This window comes from Sinomicrobium endophyticum (assembly GCF_052983315.1).
In genome coordinates, this window is record NZ_JBRKIS010000052.1 from 20988 (window position 1) to 44757 (window position 23770).

Genomic DNA, 23770 nt, shown 5'->3' on the forward strand with positions numbered 1-23770 from the left:
AGCTGTCTACCGGAATAAATAAGTAAGGGCAATAAAAAGACAACGACCATGGGAAAACTAAGAGGCTTTTTGGAATATGACAGAAAAGTTGAAGACTATATAGAAGTTAAAAAGCGGGTTCAGAATTACGAAGAGTTTACCGTAGATCTTACCGAAAGTGAACTGAACGAGCAAGGGGGGAGATGCATGGACTGCGGAATACCCTTTTGCCACAGCGGTTGCCCGCTCGGAAACCTGATCCCCGATTTTAACGATGCGGTATATCAGAATAACTGGGTCAAGGCGTTGAACATACTTCACGCAACAAATAACTTCCCCGAATTTACGGGCAGGTTATGCCCGGCGCCATGCGAATCCGCTTGTGTTCTCGGGATCATTAATCCTCCTGTTGCTATAGAACTCATTGAAAAATATATTGTAGAACGTGGATTCAAGGAAGGCTGGATAAAAGCCGAGCCGCCAAAAGAACGTACCGGTAAAAAGGTAGCGGTGATTGGTTCCGGACCGGCAGGACTTGCCGCCGCGCAGCAACTGAACCGGGCAGGACATACCGTTACTGTTTTTGAAAGAGATAAAAAAGCCGGGGGACTGCTTCGCTACGGTATCCCGGATTTTAAACTGGAAAAACACATCATAGACCGCAGGCTGACTATACTCGAAGAAGAAGGTATCGAATTTAAGACCGGGGTTCATGTGGGGGTTAATTACGATGTGGAAGAACTGAAGGGATATGATGCCATAGTACTATGTGGTGGTGCTACCGACAGGAGAGGACTACCTATTCCCGGGGCGGATGCCGAAGGAGTGGTACAGGCTATGGAATTCCTCAAGAGAAATAACGAAGTGGTAGACGGAGAGGAAGAACCGGTCAAAGACCTTCACGCTAAAGGAAAACATGTTATTGTGATCGGTGGTGGAGACACCGGGTCGGACTGTGTAGGTACTTCAAATCGTCACGGAGCAGAATCGGTGACCAATTTTGAGATCCTGCCTATGCCATCTGAGGAAAGATCTGCTGAAAACCCGTGGCCTTTCTGGCCGTTTACCCTGAAAAACACTTCATCCCATGAAGAAGGTTGCGACAGGAATTGGAGTATTGCGACAAAGGAATTCATAAAAGATGATAAGGGTAATTTAAAAGCCCTGAAAACCGTAGAGGTGGAATGGGTTAAAGTTCCCGGCGGACGTCCGCAGCTCAAAGAAGTGGAAGGCACCGAAAAAGAATGGCCCTGCGACCTGGCCTTGCTGGCACTCGGGTTTACCGGACCGGAAAAAACGCTCGGACAACAACTGGGACTCAAACTGGATGCCCGGACCAATATTAAAGGTGAAAATTACCAGACCAATGTGCCGAACGTCTTTGTTGCCGGCGATATGCGAAGAGGACAGTCGTTGATTGTATGGGCCATATCCGAAGGCAGGGAAGCAGCACATCATGTAGATAAATTCCTCATGGGAACATCCTCCCTTCCGGTTAAGGAAAAAGGGGATCTCCCTGCCGCATAATCAAGGAGAAGATTTAGATAGAGAACTATTTTTCCTCTATTTTATTTGTGTTAGTGTAAGTGGAAAGAGCCGGATTTTGTGTCCGGCTCTTTTGTGTTTAATGATAAGTGATTTATTGCTGTAAGGAGACTTTTACAACAACAGGCATGTGGTCCGAATAGTCTGTTTTGCGAACGTCGACAGACGAGATTTTCCAGTTGCTGTTTTTGCTCAGCCATATGTAATCTATCCGCGACCGGGGAGCGTCCGCCGGTATAGTAAACTCAGGCGATCCGAACGCTTTGGCCGAATCGGTCCAGTTTGGTTTCAGAACCTCATAAGCAGCGGAATTTTCCCTGAAATTAAGGTCTCCGGCAAGGACCACGGGATGGTCCAGTTTCAAAAGGAAATTGTTGATGGCCTGAGCCTGTGCTACCCTGTTTTCTTCATATTCATGGCAGAGATGGGTAGCGGCAAAAGTGATTTTCTTTCCTTCGTTATAGGTATACGTAGCATATATAAGGGCTCTTCCTTCCCCTCCTTTGGGTGTTGGTAAATGGATAACCCCCGTTTCTGCCGGTTTTGCCGTGAGCAACCCTTCGCCATAACCACCTTCGCTGTAATCAATGGCTTTGCCAAAGGTTCCGTGCATTCCGGTAAGGGTTTCCAGTTCTTTGACAAGGTCTTTTTTCTCCCCGTCATTGAACCCGGCAGTACGTATGGTCATGCTGTCTACTTCCTGTAACGCGACAAAATCAGGGCGGGTTTCCCGGATCACGGAGGCAATACCTGTGATGTTGCTTTCTCCCCGTTTGTAATAGTTCTCTCCGTGGTAAATATTATAGGTCATTAAGGTAAATTCCACCGCTTTGTGGTCGTCTTTACAGGAGAATATGGCTACAAGGGCCATACATAAAAAAATGTTTCTGATATATTTCATGGGCATTCGGATTACGGTATCGTGCGTTAATAACTGTGCGGAATATAAGTATTGGTAAATGTTCCGTCGGCATAGAGCTCCAGAATAGCGTATCCCGGGGGAGTTTCCTGGCAATAACCTTGTGCCGCGGAGCTTTTATCTCCTTTTTCCCACCAGAACCCGCTCATGGCACCGTTGCAGAAATAGGAAACTCCGTTATAGGTAACACTGTCCAGCAGGTGCTGGTGTCCGCTGAGACATATTTTCACCTTGTCCCTGTGTTTGTAAAACAGGGCTTTGAGTTCGGCATAATCAGCATGCATGCCGCCTTCCCAATAAGGGGTTACGCCCAGGATAGGGTAGTGCGACATAAGGAGGACAGGCGTGTTTTCCTTCAGTTGCTCCAGTTCTTTTTCCAGCCATTGGAATTGTTCTTCATCCAGGGATACAGGAGCGTTATTTCCGTCCAGTATAATAAAATGCCATCCTTTTTCTGAAAAACTGTAGAACCGGCCTGGAATGTTCAGGCATTTTACTACGTAATCCTTGCCGTACATAACATCCTTCTTATCCGGGGCAGCCCACCATATATCGTGATTGCCAATACAACTGTATATACGCTCTCCTTCGATTTCCGCTATACAAGCTTTCCAGATATCCCATTGTTCGTTTACCCTTTTGCGGGAAATATGATCGTAATCGGCGGCATAAATGGAATCCCCGCCATTGAGAAAAAAATCTACACCAAGCTTACGGACTTCCTGTAAGCACTGCCTGAAGCGTTGCGGAGCGTCTTCTTCCGGTCGGATATGGACATCGGTAATATGGGCTATCTTCAGCACCGGCTTTTCCTTTCTCGTAGTGATTTTCGCTTCGGGGGCTGCAAGCAATGGTGTGGCGAAAAGGGAAGAGATACCGGCAGTACCTGCGGATACAATTTCTATAAAGTTTCTTCGTTTCATATTTTAAAGTGTCCGGTAACAGGTGAAAATTTAAAAGATCAGGGCGGGAATGTACAAAATATTCCCACGCCTGATCTCAACTCAACACACATATCTTTATCCGAAAAGGGAGTTTATTCCCTGCCAATTTTCATAACACAATTATGTGTTCGTGCACATAAATTATAGCGAATATAGTAAATTTTAGGATATAACAAAATTATATTTTAGAACGGAATACAACCATCCGGTTTAAATAGGTTTGGAACCGGTATGTTATGGATATTTTAAAGAAAATAACATCAGGAAGGGTTGTGAAGGTTTGGGTTTCCCCTTCCCGATGTTATTATCAGGTTTATTTCTCCAGGTTGTATATTTCCATAATATCTTTCAGAAGATTGTCAAAATCGATCTTAAGGTCTATGAGTTTTCCGCTTTGGATATCAAAGACCCAACCGTGCACTTTAAGCCCTCTTTCTTTATACGCTTTCTGGACTGCTGCGGTTTTGATAAGGTTGATACACTGCTCCTGTACGTTTAACTCTACAAGACGGTTATACCTTTCGGTCTCGTCGGCAATGGCGTTAAGCTCTGTCTTATGTAAGCGGAAGACATCTCTTATGTTGCGCAGCCATGGATTGAGTATACCGAGGTCTTCGGATTGCATGGCAGCCTTTACACCTCCGCAGAAGTAATGTCCGCATACAACCACATGATTCACTTTTAAATGGTTTACCGCATAATTGATCACAGACATTACATTGAGGTCAGTACTGATGACCATGTTGGCAATATTGCGGTGCACAAATACCTCGCCCGGTTGGGCCCCCATAAGATCTTCTGCCGTAACCCTGCTGTCGGAACACCCGATATAAAGGATTTCCGGGCTTTGTCCTTTGGAAAGATTTTCGAAATAATCGCTGTCTGTTTCCAGTTTTTTTGCGATCCACTTTTTGTTGTTTTCAAAAACTTTAGCTAATTCCATTAGTGTTATGTATTACATTAGTATGTTGTTGACCGCTTCTGCGGCGGGTGGCAATTCCGTTTCATCCAGCATATCCCTGAGGTCGATCTCAATAGTGCGGCTCAGTGCAGCCATGGGGATATCGTTAGCGCTGCCTTCAAAAGGATTTTCCGTACTTTCCCCAACCTGTTCGAGTGAGGTGAAAACCCAGCCCACTACAATACTGAAGGGAATGGTAAGCCATACCCAATGTTCACCCAGTTTATCAAATTCATTAAGCATACCAAAAGGCAGCATCCACACCAGCAAACGTATGAAAAATAAATTGATGCTGGCAAATTGCCGGGGATAGGGGAAATTCTTAATGCGCTCACCCTGTCCCTGGAACACATAAAAGTCGTTAAGTACGTTTTCCATTTCCACAAGGCACAATGTATCCAGTTGCCCGTTCCGGTTGAGTTCCTTGAGATGACGGGATTGCAGGGCGATGAGTTGCGTGGCCCGGTTCTTTTTGCCCAGGATATATTGCCGGTCGTTTTCGGAGAGGTAAGGTTTTAGCTCTTCTGCAAGGTCCGTTTCCCATTCGGGGACCGCATATCTCCTGCGGTATTCCCGGTTATACTTTTTGGTGTGGACATTTTCCCAGTTCTTGGGGACACGAAGCTGAAAACGCAAAGCGGTTAACCAGGCTATATGTCTGTAAATAAGGGTCCGGTGTATCTCTTTTTCCGTTTCGGGATCATTGACTCTGCTGTAATCTTTTACCATAATTCCCCAGGTGCGGCTGCTGTTTACAATGGCGCCCCATATTTTCCGGGCCTCCCACATGCGGTCGTAGGTGGCATTGTTCCTGAAACCGGCAATAAAGGCTGCTGCCGTACCTATAAGAGCTATGGGGACCCAGGGGATTCCGAGCCATTTCCACCCCACAACTTCGTAGAGGAAGGTAGGGATAAAGGCAATGACAAATAACAGCAGGATAGAGTGACGTGTCCAGAGTAAAAATTCTTTGAGTCGGTAATGGCTTCCGGTATGCATAGTATTCGGATTTGGTTATTTACTGTTTTGTATGGAGGTGTATTTGCTTATCATAATACCGATGAGAACTACGGTGTAAAACTGTCCGGCCAACCCCAGCATAGCGGTAGCCAGTTTGGAAAAGTGATTGGTCGGGCTAATGTCACCGTATCCTATGGTGGTCAGGGTGATATTGCAGAAATAGACCAGGTCCAGGTAAATGGTAATGAAGTTATCCGTATCTATCCCGGTAAATGAATCCGGGACGGAATAGTAGACCAGCTGCATGGTAAAGATGCCGATCTCAATAAGCAGCAGGTAGCCACATGCCGAAGCGGAAACAATATCCAGGTTTATGTTTCCGGGTTTAACCAGGTAGCGTAATATTTCTAGAAAAATAATGATGTAAAATGCAATATGAGTTACACTCACGACCTGCATGAACCAGGCATCGGGTTCGAGGAAGGACGAGGCTGCCGGGATAGCGACGACAAGGACAAAAAGAATGTTCCGGATGGCCAGCCGGGTGCGGCTCTTACAGGAAAAAACACCGATGCTGAAAATTCCGAGCAATACCATGTTCAACGGCCATACCACATGTGCGTAAAATTCGAGATTGGTAAAGAAAACACCGATATACAGATGAAGCAACAAGGCTGCGAGTAAAAACTCGTACTTTTTCTTTATGAGGATATTCCAATAGTTTTTTTTCATAAACTTCAAGGTGCTATTAGGGCGGCATAGAGCATATCGTTCCCGTAAAGAGAGGCCTTTTCCCCGATCTTTTCTACGGAAGTGTAGCTAAGGGAACGGAATAGTTGCCCCAGCCGGGCAAAACTTACCGGGTAGGGAACCCACGCGGGTACCGGAACGGTTTTATCATATTCTATGATAATGAACCTGGCGCCCGGTTTCAGATACGTGCGTAAACTTCTTAGAAAAACGGACTTGTCTTCGACATAATGCAGGGAATTGGCCATCAGTATGCCGTCCAGTTCCTCCAGGGGAAGAGTGTCTTTAAGAAAGTCGGCCTGTATAAACCTTACCTTCCCGGTATCCGGACGAAAAGACTTGGTTTTATCCACGGCAAAAACGGTACTGCCGTTTGGCAGGTAATAGGACAGGGCTTTGGAAAACAGCCCGGTTCCGCAACCCAGGTCCGCCCAGTTTCCGGACTGCTCCAGTTTTGATGCAGCCGGTTTTATCAGTGTAATAGCCTCTTCAATTTTCACGGTATCGTAAAAATACGTCAAATTTTAATAATCGGCCTGCCCGATATCCAGGCGATGGATTTTCCCTCCGTTATCCATGTGGAATTTGAAATAGACCTTGAAATCACCCCATTGGTCGGAATGGAACTGTCCGTATATATCCCTGCCTTCGTTTTCTACCTTGTCAATGGAGGTAAAGCGTTCGTGGCCTATGGCATTGCGGTTAAAAACGCTTAGGTCCCTCGGGTTGCCGTCGTCATAGAATTCGGCATCGGTAGTAAACAGGGATGCCCAGGTTTCTTTATCTCCTTTCTGTAGTGCCTCAAGAGCATTCTTAACGATTTCATTGGTAAGTTTACTGGTGTCCATAGTTCATATACGTTAATGATTTGTGTTAATTCGGGTCGATGGTCTGGTCTGCCCGGATAAGAACGATCTGTATTCTTAAGGCATATTTTTAAAAGGCAGAGGATATTTGAGGTATATAATAACAAGGTTCAAAAGAAAAAACGGAAGCTCAATTACGACCCCTTTAAAATCCCCGTCCCTGAGGTGAAAACCAATAATCAGAAGTATGGTGGATGCCATCAGGACATTGCCGTATACAAAGGTTTTGGAGAATAAAATCATCAGGGCGCTGCATATGGTTATTATCCCAAGCATTTTCAGTCCTGTCGGGGAAAAGTTCCACTTACCGAACATTTCGGTCATTTTCGGGGATACAGACAACATGGCCCATCCCTGTTTAAGTCCCATGAATACCGCTATGGCAATCAGAACGGAATTAATGATTTTTGCTGTGGTAACCATAGATTTGATTTTTAGACGGTAATTTTGTTGTATTCTTATAAGTACGGACCTACCCGAAGACCCGGGTAAAGAAACAAGGTGAAGCGAATGTCCACCTTGTTTTTAGGAGTAGGATTATCGTGTGGTATATCCCCCGTTGGCAAAAATGGTTTGCCCGGTAATCCACCAGCCATCCGTGGCCAGGAATTTTACTATGGGAACAATGTCTTCGATGACCGTAAGAAAGCTGTTCATGGCCTGAGATTTATGAAACTCCACCCGTTCCGGTGTTTCCTGTCCGTAAAAGAAGGGCGTATCCATAGGGCCGGGGCCTATGGCAGTAACGGAAATACCTTTTGTGCCGAATTCTTTAGCGGCAGCCCGGGTAAAGTGCTCTACAGGAGCTTTACCGCCTGCATAGGTGGAATATCCGTCTGTAAAAGCAGCGAGCAAAGAAGTAACTATGGTGATAATTTTCCCGTCTTTTTCCAGGTTTTTCCCGGCTTCCTTGATAAAAAAGTAAGCGGCTTTGGAGTTGATGCCGAACATAGAGTCGTATTCTTCTTCCGTCGTCTCCGCAATGGGTTTCCGCAATACCATGCCTACGGTATTTACTGCAACGTCCACACGCCCGAATTCATTTTTGGCAACGCGAAAGAGTTCTGCTACATTATCCGGTTTGGTCAGGTCTGCCTGGAAAAGTACAGCTTTGCGTCCCAATGCTTCCACTTCCTTTTTTGTCTCTTCCGCAGCCTGTCGGCTGGAGTCACTGTTGTAGTGGATGAGTATGTCCGATCCCTCTTTGGCAAACGAGGTACTTATGAGTCCACCGAGGTTTTTGGCACCACCGGCAACTACGGTTACTTTATCCTTTAGCGAAATTTTAGCCATTGTTATCGTATTTTAAATTAGACATATGACCAAAATTATAAGGATCAGACTGAATATTCGTTCAGTATTTGTTAAAAAAAAGTTAACGAGGGTTTCCCCTACCTCTTAATGGAGTCCCAGGCCATTTGTAAAAACTGCTCTTTCAGCTTGTTATCCACAGGGATTTGTAATTCGGAAGCGCATTTCAGCCAATAGCAAACCGAACCGAAGACAAAATAAGTAAGATGCACCGCCTGAAGATCTTTAAAAAATCCCTGCTCCAGGCCCCGGGCATACATTTCGTCAAAGGGATAAAACCGGGACATGGCCTTTTTCTGTGTCTCTTTTTCAATGACGGGCGAAAAAGCATACTGGCTGATAAAATTAAACTTTAAAGGATTTTGAAGAAAATAGTCGATCATACGGCCGTATATATCCCGGAAGGTTTTCTCAACCTCATTGTTTTCATCGTAATTAACGAAGATCATCGCCGCTTCTTCCGTTTTGATTTTTACATAGATACTATTGACAATATCTTCCTTGTTTCTAAAACGCTTATAAACGCTTCCCATGCCAACTTCTGCCTTGTCCGCTATTTGAGACATGGGGGTGTGCTGTAGGCCCTGGTTAATGATAAGGCCGAGAGCGGCGTCGAGTATTTTTTCTCTTTTTTCCATTGTGAAGGGGTTTGGGAGTAGATTCCGGGGGAAGACAAAAGTATTCATTTTTGACTAACCGAAAAAAGCCATAACGAGTTCGATATGTAATCCATTAGGGGGCACTATAAATGGCGCTAACGGACGTCTGAGAGATTTTGATATTTCAGATAAAAAGAGGAAAACTTGTTGTATTGATGACTTCATTCATCACAAAATGGCTTTCCATATGCCGTACATTTTTAATAGAAGCAAGTTTTTTAAAATTGAATTCGTGAAAATGATCGATATCCTTGGCATATACTTTTAATAAAAAATCGTATGCTCCCGTAATATGAAGACATTCCACGACCTCGGGAAATTTTTTTACTCCGTTCATAAACGTGAGCGCCCCTTCTTCGGAATGCTTTTCTATATTCACAAATACCAGGGCCATAACATTAAGTCCTAATTTCTTTCTATCGAGTATAAAGACTTTTTTTTTGAGTAACGACAGGAAATTCAGCTTTTTGATCCTTTCGTATACCGGGGTTACCGTAAGTCCCGTTGCTGCCGCAAGTTCTTTATTACTTATGTTGGCATCTTCCTGTAAAAGAGATAGAATCTTTAAGTCTTTATCGTCCAGTTTCATGTTCTAGTAATTTTATTCTGAATATGAAGTGTTAAGCTGAAATATTTAGTGTTTTATTATGGATGTTATTAAAGAGAATAGATTTATATTCCAAAAATAATAAAATTTACAATATTTATTATTGTATAATTGTGTTTTTTGGTAGATTTACACGGAATCAATAGATTTTTAATAATTTTTATCCGGAAAACAAAATGTATTCCTCCGGCAATTTGTTACCTTAACGGGTATCTTATGAAATATAGGAGAGGTCTTTCTTCGGCAGATATAATAGCGAATCGGGAACAATGCACAGAAGAGCCTAAAAGTCCGGCCTCCGTAAGTTTTACACGACAACCAACCGGAAACGGTAAACAATAATCAACCATGAGTGAAGTTCAGCTAAATAAGGCTCTGACCCCCCTTATGTTGTGGGGGCTCGGAGTAGGGTATGTGATTTCGGGGATGTATTTCGGATGGAACCTGGGATTGGAAAAAGGAGGTACTTATGGTCTGGCCATAGCCACTTTTTTTATCATTATCATGTATTTTACCTTTACTTTTAGCTATACCGAAATGGCCTGTGCCATTCCCAAGGCCGGGGGGGCTTTCGAATATGCCAACCGGGGTTTGGGAAAACATCTGGGTTTTGTGGCCGGGATTGCCCAGAATATCGAGTTTGTATTTGCACCTCCTGCCATTGCAGCGGCCATAGGCGCTTACCTGAACCTGTTATATCCTTCTGTCAATCTTCTGGTATTTGCCATAGGCGCCTATATTATATTTACAGGGATCAATATCCTCGGAGTGAAGTTTGCCGCTTCTTTTGAACTGGTGATTACTATATTGGCCATCGCGGAGTTGCTGATCTTTGCCGGGGTTGCACTTCCCGAATTTGATTCCGCGAATTTACGCATTAACCCCATGCCGAATGGTTTTGCCGGAATATTTGCAGCCATTCCTTTTGCTATCTGGTTTTTTCTCGCTATCGAAGGGGTGGCCAATGTGGCCGAGGAAACCATTAATCCCCAACGCAACGTGCTTCTGGGCTTTGGTTCCGCCATTATCACCCTTGTATTGCTGTGTATATTAACGTTCGTCTCGGCCGTAGGTGTGGCGGGTTGGGAGGCCATCGTATATCCGCAGGGAAGTACCGTGGCGTCAGATTCGCCCCTGCCGCTGGCATTATCCAGAATTATAGCAGAAGGACATATTTTATACAAGTTACTCATAGGTATAGGCCTTTTAGGGCTTGTCGCTTCCTTTCACGGTATTATCCTGGCCGGGGGCAGAGCTACTTTTGAATTCGGACGGGTAGGTTATGCACCCCGGGTATTGGGTAAAGTACATCCTAAATTCCGGACTCCGGCAAATGCATTGATAGCAAATACATTGGTAGGTATTGTGGCCTTGATTACCGGAAAAACCGGCGATATCATAACAATAGCCTGTTTCGGGGCCCTTGGTCTCTATATCGTGTCCATGATCTCCTTTTTCGCGCTGCGGCGCAAAGAGCCCGGTATGGAGCGACCGTTCCGGGTGCCGTTATATCCCTTGTTTCCGGCGACCGCATTGGTTATAGCAGTTATTGCCATGATAGCCATGTCCTATAATTACCCGGGACTGGCTTTGATCTTCTTCGGTATCGTAGGGTTGTCCTATGTGTACTTTTTAGTATTCCTGAACAAAAAAATGAGTTATTCCGCATTATGAACAAACAAGAGATAATTGCCAGATTAAAAGAAAATAAACACAGCAGGATAAAGGTTGCCGTTACCGACATAGATGGTGTTCTGCGGGGAAAGTTTATGCATAGAGATAAATTTCTCTCTGCCCTGGAGAATGGATTCGGATTTTGTTCGGTGGTTTTCGGATGGGATGTTAATGACAGCGCTTACGACAATACCAAAGCGGTAGGCTGGCATATGGGATATGGGGATTTTGACGCAAGTATAGATATAAACACCTATAGGGAAGTGCCGTGGGAAGGAAATATTCCTTTTTTCCTGGGAGATTTTAGCCGGGAAGGCCCTGGAGGTATTCTTTGTCCCAGGAATCTCCTCAAAAAAGTAATGGCGGAGGCCGAAAGTCTGGGATACAAACCGATGTATTCCCAGGAGTTCGAATGGTTCAATTACAGGGAAACTACAGACGCCCTGCATGAAAAGGATTTTAAGTATCCGCAGGCCATGATGCCCGGGATGTTCGGTTATTCTGTTTTGAAGATGTCGGAGAACAGCGGCTTTTTTCATGATCTCTTCGATCTGCTCGAAGATTTCGGAGTACCCCTCGAAGGGCTCCATACCGAAACGGGCCCCGGCGTTACCGAAGCTGCCATTTTATATAGTGATATCCTGGAAGCGGCAGACAGGGCTACACTGTTTAAAGCGGCAACTAAAGAAATAGCCTGCCGGCACGGTATTACGGCAAGTTTTATGGCTAAACAATCCAGGGAACTACCGGGATGTGGCGGACATGTACACCAGAGCTTATGGGATGCGGATAAGAAAAAAAACCTGTTTTTCGATGCTTCTGATGCCGGAAATATGAGTGATCTTATGAAGAGTTTCCTCGCAGGTCAGTTGCATTGCCTTCCGGATATATTGCCCCTTTTCGCGCCTACGATAAATAGTTACAAGCGGCTTGTAGAAGGAGCCTGGGCGCCTACTACCATTACCTGGGGCCGGGATAACCGGACCGTAGCGTTGCGCGCCCTGACCGCTTCCGAAAAGTCGGCCCGGATAGAGCACAGGGTGGTGGGGTCCGATGTTAATCCTTATCTCGCTATGGCCGGATGCCTGGCCAGCGGATTATACGGAATAAAAAAAGGGTTGAAGCTTGAAATTCCCGACACCAAAGACAATGGTTATGAAAACAAGGATAACGGGATCCTCCCGGCAAACCTGTATGAGGCGACACTGCGCATGAAAAACTCCGGCCTGGCCAATGAATTGTTCGGACAGGAATTTATAGCTCATTTTGCCAGTACGCGCGAATGGGAATGGCGGCAATTTTCGGCCGAGGTTACCGACTGGGAAACGAAGCGGTATTTTGAAATTATTTGATATAAGATGATAGATATAAATAAAGTATACGGATTTAATTTTCCTGCCCCCATCCGGTTCGGAGCCGGGGTAGTAAGTGAATTGGGCACATATTTAAAAGAAAATGGTCTCGAAAAACCGCTATTGGTTACGGACCCCGTAGTGTCCGAACTGGATTTTTTCAGGAAGATCGTAAAGGACCTTGAACAAGCCGGTCTGAGTGTTGCGGTGTTTAATGAGATGCATAAGAACCCGGTGAAATCGGATGTGCTCAGGGGAGGTGATATATATGAGCAGACCGGCAGGGACAGTGTTGTGGGTATAGGCGGAGGAGTAGCCCTCGATGTTGCCCGTGCCATTGTATTGCGGGTAAATCACCGCCGTGACCTTTTCGACTATGACGATCTGATCGGCGGGGATAAATATGTCACCGGTGAAGTGCCTCATTTCGTAACCGTACCTACTACTGCCGGAACCGGGAGTGAAGTGGGCAGGAGCGCCATTATATCCGAAGACGAAACCAAAAAGAAACGGATATTGTTCAGTCCGAAACTGATGGCAAAGATTGTATTTGCCGATCCGCTGCTGACCATGGAATTACCACCATTTGTGACGGCAGCAACGGGGATGGATGCCCTGACACATAACCTGGAAGCCTATCTCGCCAAAGGATTTCACCCGATGTGCGACGGTATAGCCCTGGAAGGCATGGGACTTATAGCCCGATCGCTGGAAAAGGCCACGAAAAATCCGGATGTGGAATCCCGTGCCAAAATGCTGCTGGCATCCCTGATGGGGGCGGTAGCCTTTCAGAAGGGACTGGGAGTTGTACACAGTCTTGCTCATCCCCTTTCCGGTTTACTGGATACACATCATGGTCTGGCCAATGCCGTAAACCTGCCCTATGGCATGCGGTTTAATTATGAAGGGTCCGAGGATAGGTTCGATACTATGGCTTATGCTTTGAGCCTTGGAGCAGGGCAGGGCAGTAAAGTGGTGGCATATCTTTTTGAATTGAATGATAAACTCGACTTGCCTTCCAGGCTTTCCGGTATCGGAGTGGAAGAAAAACATATCGAAGAATTGTCCGACCTGGCCATTGCCGACTTTTGCCATCCGAACAACCCGAAACCGGTGACCCGGAAAGATTTTGATAATCTGTATAAAGAAGCATTGTAAAAGATGAAAAAGATAGGGATCACTTCCTGTTTTATGTATCCGGACAAGCAGCGGAATGTCTTCGGGCCGAAGTCCTTGAGCTATCTGGAAAGCGATATGGCCCGCTTTGTTACCCGTAAGGGAATATTACCTGTTTTGCTTCCGGATGTAGATATCGTTCTTCTGGACGATATTCTGGCCGAAATGGATGGCTTTGTCTTGCAGGGCGGCACAGACCTTGCCCCGGAGACTTACGGAGAAACTCCCATAGGACGATGGAAAGGAGATGTCTATCGGGACAGGTATGAACTGTATATTCTGGATTTTGCCGTGAAGAACAATAAACCCGTCCTGGCCATTTGCAGGGGGATGCAACTGATGAATGTGTATTTCGGGGGTACCTTATACCAGGATATCGCTACCCAGACTACAGGGAAAGACGAACATCGCTCGGCAGAACTGTACGATACCATAAAGCACCCGGTGAATTTTGTGCCCGGCAGTTACCTGGACAGGCTGTATAAAGACGAATCCCGGACTTATGTAAATACGGTACATCACCAGGCTGTTAAAAAACTGGGGAAAAACCTGGAAGTCTATGCGACATCCCCCGATGGAGTAATAGAGGCTTTCGGCTATACCGAAGCCCCGGAAGGCAAGGTCATGGGAGTGCAGTGGCATCCCGAATTCACACATACACTCCGGGAAGAATTAATAGATGAAGATATCCTGTATAACGCATTTCTAGAACACGTAAAACCTTAGCTATGAAGATACTTAACCCTGCTACGGGAGAACTGATCGCCGATTGGAAAGAAGACACCCCGGAAACCCTTTCCGGTAAATTTGAAGCATTAAGAGAGGGACAAAAAATATGGTCTGCACGCCCGGTAGAAGAACGCCTGGAATGCATAAAAAAATTCGGGAGCCTGGTACAGGAAAATAAAGAAGAACTCGCGGTTGTGCTCACCGCGGAGACCGGTAAACCCATACAACAATCAAGGAATGAGATCGCGGGGGCTCATAACCGGATAGAGCACTTATCGGCGTATGCCCTCCGGGCCCTGGCAGATGAGGTTATGATAGACACGGGCAGTACACACGAAAAAATCCGTTATGAACCCCTGGGAGTGATAGCCAATATATCCGCATGGAATTTTCCGTATAATGTGGGTTACAATGTGTTTTTATACGCACTTACGGCGGGCAATGGGGTGATGTATAAACCGTCGGAATACGCCATGATGACCGGTAAACAATTTGAAAAATACCTGCATCTTGCCGGCGTTCCGGAAGATGTTTTTCAATGTGTCTCAGGAGGCGGGGCATTGGGGCAAGTGATGCTGGAAATGAATTTTGACGGCTACTTTTTTACCGGGTCTTACCGGACAGGCCGGCATATAGCCGAAACGGTCGCTCATAAGCTGGTGCCGGTGCAACTGGAATTGGGAGGAAAAGACCCTTTGTACGTTGCAGACGATGTGCCCGATATAAAGCAGGCGGCAATAAATGCTGCGGAAGGTGCTTTTTACAATAACGGACAGAGTTGTTGTGCCGTGGAACGCCTGTACGTATCCGAGAGTATTTATGACCAATTTGTAGAGGCCCTGGTAGAGGAAGTACGTTCCTACACTATCGGAGACCCGATGTCTCCCGATACTTTTGTGGGCCCTGTGACGCGAAAAGCCCAGCTGGAAGTGTTGCGAAAACAGGTAGAGGACGCGGTACATAAGGGGGCTATACTAAAAACCGGAGGATTACCCGTGGAACGAAAAGGATATTATTTTGAACCGACAGTGCTGGCCAACTGTGACCACCGGATGGATGTGATGAAAGAGGAGTCTTTCGGACCCATTATAGGAGTGCAGAAAGTGAGTTCGGATGAAGAAGCTATGGCGCTGATGCAGGATACGGCTTACGGACTTACCGCCGCAGTTTTTTCTTCCGACGAGCAACGGGCGGGGACTATTCTGAACGCAATGGATGCCGGTACGGTTTACTGGAATTGTTGTGACCGGGTAAGTCCGTATGTGCCGTGGTCGGGACGAAGAAATTCGGGAGTAGGAGCCACCTTGTCCGTACAGGGCATCCGGGCATTTACACAACCGAAGGCATACCATTGGAGGGCTCCTCTGTAAAAATAACATTAAGCGGGTGTTAAGATTGCAATTGACAATATACATAGGATGGTATATATATGTTAACTGATTTTTAGAGGATTTACATGGAAAAACGTTCGCGATAAAGACAGTGGGACAAACCGGGTGTAAATATAACCGTAACTTTTTTATTACTTTAAGAAAACCGGGAGAGCAACTATTATCAGCACCTTTGCGGGGATAATTTGAGATATATTTATAATGCTGATTTTTCATAAGTGTTATCGATAACACTTATGACAGGACCACTATTGCCTGATTCTTTGGTTTGTGTATGGCACGGTGTTATATGTTTTTTTCAGGTCAGACCGATAGCCTGAAGAACATTTTCCCGGTGTCTGCATAAAAAGAAGGAGCAGGAGAGAATAAATAAATGCTAATTAACTAAAACCAGATTAACAATGAAAAACAAAATTAAACGAGAGAATCCGCTTTGGGTAAAAGCAGGGTTTTTACTTGTCTCGTTACTGCATGTTGCAACGTTGTTTGCCGTGGAAGGTGACCACAGCAGCAGGCAAAAGCAGGCGAGCCAGGGTGTTCAGGTAAGCGGACAGGTAACATCTGCCGGTGACGGGTTTCCCCTGCCGGGTGTGTCTGTCTTTGTGAAAGACGGACCGCAGGGAACCATAACCGATATGGACGGAAATTACGAACTGGTAGTTCCGGATGCAGAAAGCGTATTGGTGTTCAGCTACATCGGATTTCAAAGAAAAGAGGAAACAGTGGGTACACGCACCACTATAAGCATAGCAATGGAAGAAGATGTGCAGGCGCTGGAGAATGTGGTAGTTACGGCACTCGGTATAAAAAGGGAGGAAAAGAAACTGGGATATGCTGTACAGCGTGTTGGCGGTGATGCGGTGCAGGAAGTAAAAGGGGTGGATGTAGCCACTTCACTGACCGGAAAGGTGGCAGGACTTCGTATACAAAACAGTACGGAGTTTAACCAGGCGCCGCAGATACGATTACGCGGAGCGAGTGAAAATCCTTTGCTTGTAGTGGACGGTGTTCCTTATAGCAATATGACCCTGCAGCAAATAGCCCCGGACGATATAGAAAGCATGGATGTCCTTAAAGGGGCTACGGCATCCGCTCTTTACGGGATACGCGGAGGTGGAGGAGCCATTATTATCACCACCAAAAGCGGAGGAAACGGTATTTCTGTAAACAGTAACAATATGATCTTTGCCGGTTACCTGGCTTTGCCCAAGGTACAACATTCCTATAGCGCCGGTATCGGGGGAGAATACAATGCAGTAGATTATGTCTGGGGAAATAAACTGGATGCCGGGATTATGGAAGAACAGTGGAATCCCGAAACCAAACAGATGGAAGTGATGGAATTGACTTCACGGGGAAAAGATAACTTTAAGAATTTTCTCGAACCCGGGTTTATAGCCAATAACAACGTAAGTTTTGCCCGTTCCGGAGATCTGGGATTTATACGGACATCCCTTACACACGTGTACAATAAAGGACAATACCCCAATCTGCGTCTTAACAGGTTAAATGCCAACGTTTCCGGGAAACTGAAACTCGGAGATGATTTTGAACTGCAAAGTAACCTGGGGTATAACCGCAGTACCACACCGCAAACTACAGGAGCAGGTTACGGAGACCAGGGGTATATCTATCAATTACTGATGTGGACGGGGCCGGAATACGATGTTACCAAATTCCGGGATTATTGGGTAGTGCCCGACCAGCAACAAAACTGGCATTACAAAGCCTGGTATGATAACCCTTATCTGATTGCCTATGAAAAGCTGAACGGACAGGAAAACAATATGATAAACGGTAATTTAACGTCTACGTATAAACCTTTTGAAGGCGCTAAAATTACAGCCCGGGTAGGATATGATTTCTATTCCAATACCAATAGGAGGAGAAACCCGCCAGGGATCAACTCTACCCGGGGATGGCATGCCAACGGGATGTACAGGGTAGATCAATATAAAGGATACAGCCTGAATACGGACTTACTGTTCAATTATGAGAAAAAGGATATCTGGACTGATTTTGATATAGATTTAACTGCGGGAGCCTCCATGTTTAAGTGGGAAAACGAACACCTGGGCAGTTCCACCCGGAACGGATTGGTAGTTCCCGGGATATACTCGCTGAACAACTCCAAGGAAAGACCGAATGTGTATTCCTCCAGGACCAGCAAACAGGTGAACAGCTTGTTGGCACTGGCCTCGTTTTCGTGGAAGGATGCCGTTTTTGTGGATGTTACCGGGCGTAATGACTGGAGTTCCTCGCTCCCGGCTTCTACCCGGTCATTTTTCTATCCGTCCGTAGCGGGAAGCGTACTGATCAATGAGTTGGCTACTTTACCTGATTGGATGGACTTCTGGAAAGTACGGGGGTCCTGGACACAGTCCAAAGCAGATCTCGATGTGTATGATACCAATATCAACTACAATTTGAATATAGGTACCTGGGGAGATTATAACAGCGCTTCTTATACCCGGAATATCCGGAAGGATGACGATATTTCTCCCGAAGTAAAGAGGACCTGGGAGATAGGAACGGCCGTTTATTTTTTAAAGAATCGCCTGAACCTGGATGTGGCGTATTACAATGTTTACAATTACGACCGGCAGATCTATGCGGACATTGCAGAATCTTCCGGTTTTTCCGGGATCCTTGTAAACACCAAAGAGACCCGTTTGCAGAAAGGCCTGGAAATTACCCTGAATGCCGGGATTATCAAAAAGGAGGATTTTACCTGGGATATGGCCATAAACTGGTCCAAAAACCATTTTTATTATAAAGACCTGGACCCGGATTACTCAGCAAACAATCTCTGGACAAAATCGGGAGGAAGAGTAGATGCCTATACCGGAAATGCCTGGTTGCGTGATCCGAATGGCAATGTCATTCACAACACGGGAGGACTTCCGGTGCGAAGTGATTACGGTTCGGTGTTCGGATACTCCGATCCGGATTTTATCTGGGGTTTTACAAACTCGCTGACCTGGAAGGATTTTGATTTTCACCTGAGCTTTGACGGACGTGTGGGAGGAACACTGTTTAATTATACTTCCTATAAAATGTGGGATACCGGGGCACACCCGGACAGCGATAATCCATGGAGGTATGACGAAGTAGTTAACGGCAATACCTCGTACGTGGGTAATGGTGTAAAAGTAGTATCCGGCGCAGTGACCTACGACCAGTACGGCCGAATTGCAGAAGATACGCGTACTTATGCCCCGAACGATACGGAGGTGTCTTACGAAACCTATGCCAGGCGTTACGGAGACGGAACCCTGGGGGCTACCGATGCCACCTTCTTTAAACTGCGCGAAATAGCCATAGGGTACACACTCCCGAAATCTGTTAGTGAACGCTGGGGAATGAGCAGAGCAAGGGTTTCCCTGACGGCGCAGAACGTATTTTTGTGGACCAAAGATTTCCGATTTGCCGATCCGGACTTTAATGATGACAGCCAACTTTCTTCCCCTTCACAACGTTTTGTAGGGTTGAACATTAACCTGCATATAGCAAATCCAGATAAATCCAAAAAATAAACAGATGAAAAGTATATATAGAAAAGCAGTTATAGGAAGTGCTTTATTGCTTCTTCTTCATACAGCATGTACGGGTGATTTTGATGAAATAAACACCGACCCGGACGGAATTACTGCCGGAAGTCCGGAAACCCTGGCTTCACAGGTTATTCTGAATATTACCAGAGAAGATATTGCCGATAATTTTATGGGGCAGCATATGTACAGCAAGTACATCCTGTGGAGCGAATTTCCCAGGAACGAACAATACAACAGGTTCAACCGTTCGGACTTTGGGAAGATGAACAGGCTGGTCGATGCAGATAAAATGGTAGCATATGCCGAATCCACCGAAGGTCTGGATGAGGGGATCGTAAATTCATACCGGGCATTGCGGCATTTTGTACGGGCCGTCAATTTTTTCAATATAACCATTGAGGTTGGCGATATTCCGTACAGCGATGCACTTAAAGGAGAGAGCGAAAATAACCTTAGGCCTGTATACGATACACAGAAGGCGGTTTTTGTGGGAATTCTGGATGAATTGGACAAAGCGGATGCACTTTTCGCAGAAGGAGCGAATTTTAACGGGGACATGATCTACGAAGGTAATGCCGGACAATGGCGGAAAGCAGTAAATGCCTTCGAACTGAAAGTGCTGTTGTATTTGTTTAGGAAAACCGGGGACAGCGACCTGAGCGTGAAGGAACGCTTTGCGGAAATAGTGAACAACCGCCCGATGATGCAGGGGAACGAGGATAATTTCGAATTGAAATACGAAAATGCCGCCAACCAGATGTATCCTTTTCACAAGTTGGGTAACCAGTCCGTCATATATCCTATGGTGTCCAGTGTTATTGTCGATAAATTAAAGGCATTCGAAGACTTCCGCCTGTTCTACTATGCCGCTCCTTCACCTGTAGCGATAGAAGGAGGCGCCGATGTTTCGGATTATGATGCTTATAAAGGGACAGATCCTTCCATGCCGTATGCAGATATGCAATCTATTCACGCTACCAAAGACTATTCGGATATCAACGACAGGTACAAAGAGATACCGGAAGGAGAACCGGTATTTATGATGAGTTATGCACAAGTACAGTTTATGCTTGCCGAAGGGAATATTCGCGGATGGATTTCCGGGAATGCGGAAAGTTTTTACAGGGAAGGTATCCGGGCTGCAATGTCTTTTGTAGCGGAGAACACTCCCGACAAGGAAGAATTTAATCATGGCCGGTTGATGGACGCCGGTTATATCGATAACTATTACGATAATACCCCGGCAGTACAGTTTGCGGCAACCTTCGAAGAGCAGTTGGAGCAGATCATTACCCAGAAATATATTTGTACATTTATGCAGGCTCCGAGGGAAGGTTTTTATGAAAATCGCAGAACCGGGTACCCGGAATTTCCACTCAATCCGGCTACGAATGAAAATGTTCCTTCCGACAGGTTACCGGTGCGATGGCTGTATCCGCAGAATGAACTTGATTATAACAGTTCCAATCTTAACGAAGCAGTAGACCGCCAGTATAACGGCAATGATAATGTCAATGAGCTGATGTGGATATTGAAATAGCAAAAAAGAAAGTCCCGGGGTTTGGTGTGAGTCACTGTACGAGCATTCCTAACCCCGGGACTTTTCCAATCCAAAATAATAGTAATGGATACCAGAAGAGATTTTTTAAAAAAAGCCGCCTTGCTTACCGGCGGCGTGGGCGTAACCATGACATTTCCGCCTTCTATTCAAAAAGCGCTGGCCATAAATCCCGATGAAGGAACCTCATTTGAGGATGCGGAACATGTAGTGTTCCTGATGCAGGAAAACCGTTCCTTTGATCATTGTTTCGGCACTCTCAAAGGCGTCCGGGGGTATAACGATCCGAGGGTCATAACTCTTCCCGATAAAAACCCGGTATGGCTGCAGAGCAATGGAAAAGGGCAAACATATGCGCCTTTTCGCCTGAATATGCGGGAGACCAAAGCAACCTGGATGGGAGATCTTCCCCATTCCTGGGAAAACCAGGTGGATGCGCGTAACGACGGAAAATACGATAAATGGCTTACAGCAAAACAAACCGGGAGGAAAGCGTATAAGGACATCCCCTTTACGCTCGGATATTACAACCGGGAAGACCTTCCTTTCTATTATGCTTTTGCAGATGCATTTACTGTTTTCGACCAGCATTTTTGTTCTTCTTTGACAGGAACTACAACCAATCGCCTGTTCTTCTGGAGTGGTACCCATAAGGCATCGCCCTCGGCTTCACCCAATGTCCGGAATTCGGAAGTGTATTACAACCGGGAAGCGGATTGGAAAACTTTCCCGGAACGGTTAGAGGAAAACGGCATATCCTGGAGGGTCTATCAGAATGAGATAAGCCTGCAGACCGAACTGGAGGGAGAAGATGAATCCCTCCTGGCCAACTTTACGGATAACAACCTGGAATGGTTTTCCCGGTTTAATGTCCGTTACAGTGAAGGGCATCAAAAATTTTTGAAGAAAAGACTGGACGAATTACCGGGCGAAATATCGGAACTGGAGAAAACCGTAAAGAAACAGCCGAAATCGCAGGTACAGAAACTCCGGAATAAACTGGAGCAGAAAAAGAACCAGCTTGAAAAGATCCGGGAAGAACTTCGGGTGTGGAACCCCGATAATTTTGAAAAACTCTCGGAGTATGAAAAAAACCTGCACAAAAAAGCTTTTACCACCAACATAAAAGACCCGCATTATCACCGGACAGAAACCATTACCTGGTCAGATAACGGAGAGGAGCGCACCATTAAGGTGCCTAAAGGGGATATATTGCACCAGTTTCGCGAAGATGTAAATAAAGGAGAACTTCCGGCCGTTTCCTGGCTTGTGGCCCCGCAGAAATTTTCAGATCATCCCAGTGCCCCGTGGTACGGAGCCTGGTATGTATCGGAAGTGATGGACATTCTAACGAAGAACCCGGAGGTATGGAAAAAAACCGTGTTTATCCTCACCTATGATGAGAATGACGGTTATTTTGACCATGTGCCCCCTTTCGTAGCGCCAGACCCGAAACACAAAAAAGCGTACTCCGAAGGATTAGATACCTCGCAGGAATTTGTTACTATGGAAGAAGAGCTCCGGAAAGAAGGAATGGACCCGAAGAATGCCAGGGAAAGCCCGGTGGGGCTGGGGTACAGGGTGCCGATGGTTGTAGCCTCGCCCTGGACACGTGGCGGATGGGTCAATTCCGGAGTATGTGATATAACCTCTACCCTTATGTTTATGGAAACGTGGTTGTATAAAAAAACAGGGAAGAAGATCCGGGAAAGTAATATCAGTTCGTGGCGACGAACGGTGTGCAGTGATCTTACCTCCGCATTCCGTCCGTACGATCCCTCCGGATTCCGATATGACGATTTTGTAGACCGGAATCAGTTGATGGAGGAAGTATATAACGCTTCGTTTAAAGAAGTCCCTTCTAATTTTGCACCCCTGTCTGCCACACAGTTAAGACAGGCGCGAACAGGGAAAGGTGCTCCTTTTATGCCCGGACAAGAAAAAGGTACCAAAGATTCCTGTGCTTTACCCTATGAACTTTATGTGGATGGGACACTGACAAAGGATAAAAAGTCTTTTGAGGTATCCTTCCACGCGGCCGATACGGTTTTTGGAAATATGGCTGCCGGGGCCCCTTTTCACGTATATGCCCCGGGCAGGTATTTACAAGAGAAAAAGGATGGGAGTCATTCTCTCGAAGCCGTCAGAGCCTGGCCGTTTGCCGTAACTCCGGGAGATACGATAGGCGATAACTGGCCGCTGGACCATTTTGAAAATGACAGTTATCACCTGAGAGTCTACGGGCCAAACGGTTTTTACAGAGAGTTTTGCGGAGACCATGAAGATCCGGAAGTGGATATCCTTTGCGGCTATGAAAAAAACGGCAGGTTCCTGAAAAAATTTTCTGGTAATATAGCGCTGGAAGTGATAAACCGGACCGGTAAAAGTATCCGGATTACAATCGCGGACCAGGCGTATAAAAACCCGGAGATCAGGCAGCGTATAAAGAAAGACGGCACGGAAAAAATTATCGTACCCGCTGTCAAAAGTTACGGTTGGTATGACTTTACCGTAACCATAGAGGGGGAAACCGTATTTTTGCGCAGATACGCGGGAAGAGTAGAAACAGGTAAACACTCCCGGACAGACCCTTTTATGGGCAGAGAGATTTAGTTCCTTTGTCCTGGATAACAGGCCTTCCGGAAAGGCTGGGAGGGGTGGACCGCTTTGCGGGACGGGGAGTTTTGACAGGCCCGAACCTTGGCGTATATACACAGTGTTTACGGTTATGCCAATAATCCGGGATTTCAAACCTTCTCCTCCTTCGCTGCGCTCGGGTACCTCCCTTCATCCCGATAATCATCGGGATGAAGGGAGGAGCCTTTGTTTTGTCTT

Annotated in this window: 20 protein-coding genes; 9 read left to right on the plus strand and 11 right to left on the minus strand. The window is 45.9% G+C overall.

Translation table 11 applies throughout. The annotated features are described in order from the left end of the window. Positions 1-48 precede the first annotated feature (48 nt). Positions 49-1506, plus strand: coding sequence for a glutamate synthase subunit beta (locus tag ACVBDU_RS20155; protein WP_447181493.1), 1458 nt, complete (start codon positions 49-51; stop codon positions 1504-1506). A gap of 112 nt (positions 1507-1618) precedes the next feature. Here the strand turns inward: ACVBDU_RS20155 and ACVBDU_RS20160 are convergent, their stop codons facing one another. The 11 genes from ACVBDU_RS20160 to ACVBDU_RS20210 form a co-directional block, all read right to left on the minus strand. Further along, positions 1619-2425 (minus strand): endonuclease/exonuclease/phosphatase family protein, encoded by an 807-nt coding sequence (locus tag ACVBDU_RS20160; RefSeq protein ID WP_447181494.1) that lies wholly within the window; start codon positions 2423-2425, stop codon positions 1619-1621. Between the two features lie 26 nt (positions 2426-2451). Next, complete coding sequence (locus tag ACVBDU_RS20165; protein ID WP_447181495.1) at positions 2452-3366, minus strand: metallophosphoesterase family protein; 915 nt, start codon at positions 3364-3366, stop codon at positions 2452-2454. Between the two features lie 334 nt (positions 3367-3700). Further along, positions 3701-4330: a carbonic anhydrase gene (locus tag ACVBDU_RS20170; protein WP_447181496.1), complete on the minus strand. Its 630-nt coding sequence runs from the start codon at positions 4328-4330 to the stop codon at positions 3701-3703. Between the two features lie 12 nt (positions 4331-4342). Next, positions 4343-5347, minus strand: coding sequence for a bestrophin family protein (locus ACVBDU_RS20175; RefSeq protein WP_447181497.1), 1005 nt, complete (start codon positions 5345-5347; stop codon positions 4343-4345). Positions 5348-5362: 15 nt separating this feature from the next. Then, positions 5363-6040, minus strand: a complete 678-nt coding sequence (locus ACVBDU_RS20180) for a potassium channel family protein (RefSeq protein WP_447181498.1) — start codon at positions 6038-6040, stop codon at positions 5363-5365. A gap of 5 nt (positions 6041-6045) precedes the next feature. Then, on the minus strand, positions 6046-6579 hold the full coding sequence (locus ACVBDU_RS20185) for a class I SAM-dependent methyltransferase (protein WP_447181499.1): 534 nt from the start codon (positions 6577-6579) through the stop codon (positions 6046-6048). 3 nt (positions 6580-6582) lie between these two features. Beyond that, complete coding sequence (locus ACVBDU_RS20190; protein WP_447181500.1) at positions 6583-6906, minus strand: nuclear transport factor 2-like protein; 324 nt, start codon at positions 6904-6906, stop codon at positions 6583-6585. A gap of 75 nt (positions 6907-6981) precedes the next feature. Next, on the minus strand, positions 6982-7347 hold the full coding sequence (locus ACVBDU_RS20195) for a DoxX family protein (RefSeq protein ID WP_447181501.1): 366 nt from the start codon (positions 7345-7347) through the stop codon (positions 6982-6984). A gap of 114 nt (positions 7348-7461) precedes the next feature. Then, positions 7462-8217 carry an SDR family oxidoreductase gene (locus ACVBDU_RS20200; RefSeq protein WP_447181502.1) on the minus strand — a complete coding sequence of 252 codons (756 nt, stop codon included), beginning with the start codon at positions 8215-8217 and terminating at the stop codon, positions 7462-7464. Positions 8218-8315: 98 nt separating this feature from the next. Then, positions 8316-8873, minus strand: coding sequence for a TetR/AcrR family transcriptional regulator (locus tag ACVBDU_RS20205; RefSeq protein WP_447181503.1), 558 nt, complete (start codon positions 8871-8873; stop codon positions 8316-8318). 145 nt (positions 8874-9018) lie between these two features. Further along, on the minus strand, positions 9019-9483 hold the full coding sequence (locus tag ACVBDU_RS20210; protein ID WP_447181504.1) for an Lrp/AsnC family transcriptional regulator: 465 nt from the start codon (positions 9481-9483) through the stop codon (positions 9019-9021). A 366-nt stretch (positions 9484-9849) separates the two neighbouring features. Between ACVBDU_RS20210 and eat the strand changes: the two genes are divergently transcribed. The 8 genes from eat to ACVBDU_RS20250 all read left to right on the plus strand — a co-directional run bounded on the left by eat (position 9850) and on the right by ACVBDU_RS20250 (position 23548). Further along, entirely contained in the window at positions 9850-11175 is a 1326-nt protein-coding gene (eat, locus tag ACVBDU_RS20215; protein WP_447181505.1) for an ethanolamine permease, read from the plus strand. Next, positions 11172-12527, plus strand: a complete 1356-nt coding sequence (locus ACVBDU_RS20220) for a glutamine synthetase family protein (RefSeq protein WP_447181506.1) — start codon at positions 11172-11174, stop codon at positions 12525-12527. The genes eat and ACVBDU_RS20220 overlap by 4 nt, the downstream gene beginning before the upstream one ends. Positions 12528-12533: 6 nt before the next feature. Beyond that, positions 12534-13685, plus strand: a complete 1152-nt coding sequence (locus ACVBDU_RS20225; RefSeq protein ID WP_447181507.1) for an iron-containing alcohol dehydrogenase — start codon at positions 12534-12536, stop codon at positions 13683-13685. Positions 13686-13688: 3 nt separating this feature from the next. After that, positions 13689-14429 (plus strand): gamma-glutamyl-gamma-aminobutyrate hydrolase family protein, encoded by a 741-nt coding sequence (locus tag ACVBDU_RS20230; RefSeq protein WP_447181508.1) that lies wholly within the window; start codon positions 13689-13691, stop codon positions 14427-14429. A 2-nt stretch (positions 14430-14431) separates the two neighbouring features. Next, positions 14432-15802, plus strand: a complete 1371-nt coding sequence (locus ACVBDU_RS20235; protein WP_447181509.1) for an aldehyde dehydrogenase family protein — start codon at positions 14432-14434, stop codon at positions 15800-15802. A gap of 422 nt (positions 15803-16224) precedes the next feature. Continuing rightward, the gene (locus tag ACVBDU_RS20240; protein ID WP_447181510.1) at positions 16225-19359 is read left to right on the plus strand and encodes a SusC/RagA family TonB-linked outer membrane protein; all 3135 of its coding nucleotides are present in this window, start codon (positions 16225-16227) and stop codon (positions 19357-19359) included. 4 nt (positions 19360-19363) lie between these two features. Continuing rightward, the gene (locus ACVBDU_RS20245; protein ID WP_447181511.1) at positions 19364-20917 is read left to right on the plus strand and encodes a SusD/RagB family nutrient-binding outer membrane lipoprotein; all 1554 of its coding nucleotides are present in this window, start codon (positions 19364-19366) and stop codon (positions 20915-20917) included. Between the two features lie 84 nt (positions 20918-21001). Next, entirely contained in the window at positions 21002-23548 is a 2547-nt protein-coding gene (locus tag ACVBDU_RS20250) for a phosphocholine-specific phospholipase C (protein ID WP_447181512.1), read from the plus strand. Positions 23549-23770: the final 222 nt, after the last annotated feature.

Excerpts from the sequence above, each read along its gene's own strand:
- ACVBDU_RS20155 (WP_447181493.1), top strand. The coding sequence starts at position 49 with ATGGGAAAACTAAGAGGCTTTTTGGAATATGACAGAAAAGTTGAAGAC.
- ACVBDU_RS20160 (WP_447181494.1), bottom strand. The coding sequence starts at position 2,425 with ATGAAATATATCAGAAACATTTTTTTATGTATGGCCCTTGTAGCCATA.
- ACVBDU_RS20165 (WP_447181495.1), bottom strand. The coding sequence starts at position 3,366 with ATGAAACGAAGAAACTTTATAGAAATTGTATCCGCAGGTACTGCCGGT.
- ACVBDU_RS20170 (WP_447181496.1), bottom strand. The coding sequence starts at position 4,330 with ATGGAATTAGCTAAAGTTTTTGAAAACAACAAAAAGTGGATCGCAAAA.
- ACVBDU_RS20175 (WP_447181497.1), bottom strand. The coding sequence starts at position 5,347 with ATGCATACCGGAAGCCATTACCGACTCAAAGAATTTTTACTCTGGACA.
- ACVBDU_RS20180 (WP_447181498.1), bottom strand. The coding sequence starts at position 6,040 with ATGAAAAAAAACTATTGGAATATCCTCATAAAGAAAAAGTACGAGTTT.
- ACVBDU_RS20190 (WP_447181500.1), bottom strand. The coding sequence starts at position 6,906 with ATGGACACCAGTAAACTTACCAATGAAATCGTTAAGAATGCTCTTGAG.
- ACVBDU_RS20195 (WP_447181501.1), bottom strand. The coding sequence starts at position 7,347 with ATGGTTACCACAGCAAAAATCATTAATTCCGTTCTGATTGCCATAGCG.
- ACVBDU_RS20200 (WP_447181502.1), bottom strand. The coding sequence starts at position 8,217 with ATGGCTAAAATTTCGCTAAAGGATAAAGTAACCGTAGTTGCCGGTGGT.
- ACVBDU_RS20205 (WP_447181503.1), bottom strand. The coding sequence starts at position 8,873 with ATGGAAAAAAGAGAAAAAATACTCGACGCCGCTCTCGGCCTTATCATT.
- ACVBDU_RS20210 (WP_447181504.1), bottom strand. The coding sequence starts at position 9,483 with ATGAAACTGGACGATAAAGACTTAAAGATTCTATCTCTTTTACAGGAA.
- eat (WP_447181505.1), top strand. The coding sequence starts at position 9,850 with ATGAGTGAAGTTCAGCTAAATAAGGCTCTGACCCCCCTTATGTTGTGG.
- ACVBDU_RS20220 (WP_447181506.1), top strand. The coding sequence starts at position 11,172 with ATGAACAAACAAGAGATAATTGCCAGATTAAAAGAAAATAAACACAGC.
- ACVBDU_RS20225 (WP_447181507.1), top strand. The coding sequence starts at position 12,534 with ATGATAGATATAAATAAAGTATACGGATTTAATTTTCCTGCCCCCATC.
- ACVBDU_RS20230 (WP_447181508.1), top strand. The coding sequence starts at position 13,689 with ATGAAAAAGATAGGGATCACTTCCTGTTTTATGTATCCGGACAAGCAG.
- ACVBDU_RS20235 (WP_447181509.1), top strand. The coding sequence starts at position 14,432 with ATGAAGATACTTAACCCTGCTACGGGAGAACTGATCGCCGATTGGAAA.
- ACVBDU_RS20240 (WP_447181510.1), top strand. The coding sequence starts at position 16,225 with ATGAAAAACAAAATTAAACGAGAGAATCCGCTTTGGGTAAAAGCAGGG.
- ACVBDU_RS20245 (WP_447181511.1), top strand. The coding sequence starts at position 19,364 with ATGAAAAGTATATATAGAAAAGCAGTTATAGGAAGTGCTTTATTGCTT.
- ACVBDU_RS20250 (WP_447181512.1), top strand. The coding sequence starts at position 21,002 with ATGGATACCAGAAGAGATTTTTTAAAAAAAGCCGCCTTGCTTACCGGC.